Here is a 512-nt window from a genome sequence, read left to right on the forward strand (position 1 = left end):
CTGGCGGCGGCGTTCGCGGCGGCGGGTCGGTGCTGGAGCGCCGAGGGCCGGAGCTGCTGCAGCGGATGCGCGCGTTCGACTGAGGCCGTGACGACCGCCCGGCCGGTCCCGCCCGCTCGGGTCGGGGCCGGCCGCGGCGCTGCGTAGACTCGTCGCCCGTGGCTCTCACCATCGGCATCGTCGGCCTGCCCAACGTCGGCAAGTCCACCCTCTTCAATTCACTCGCCGGGGTGCAGATCTCCGAGACGGGTCTGCGCCGGCCGACCACGGCCGCGCCGATCGCGTGCAGTTGGTCGGACGGTGCGGCGGGCCTGCTGGACCGGCTGGAGATCCCCGGCCGGCTGCGACGTCGGCCGCGCGAGACCGCGGAGGCCGAGGCGCTGCGGGGGATGGTCCTCGTGGACCTTCCGGACCTGGACTCGGCCGTCGGCGACCACCGGGACCACGTGGACCGGGTGCTGGCGCTGGTCGACGCCGTGGTGTGGGTGGTGGACCCCGAGAAGTACGCGGAC

At 75.0% G+C, this 512-nt stretch carries 1 protein-coding gene; it reads left to right on the forward strand.

Annotated features, from left to right (window positions below; translation table 11 throughout):
* Window positions 1-158: 158 nt before the first annotated feature.
* A partial coding sequence (locus tag G3I71_RS46610) for a GTPase (protein ID WP_343243299.1) occupies window positions 159-512 on the forward strand: 354 nt, incomplete at its 3' end.

This window comes from Streptomyces sp. SID12501 (genome assembly GCF_010550245.1).
Taxonomy (GTDB): domain Bacteria; phylum Actinomycetota; class Actinomycetes; order Streptomycetales; family Streptomycetaceae; genus Streptomyces.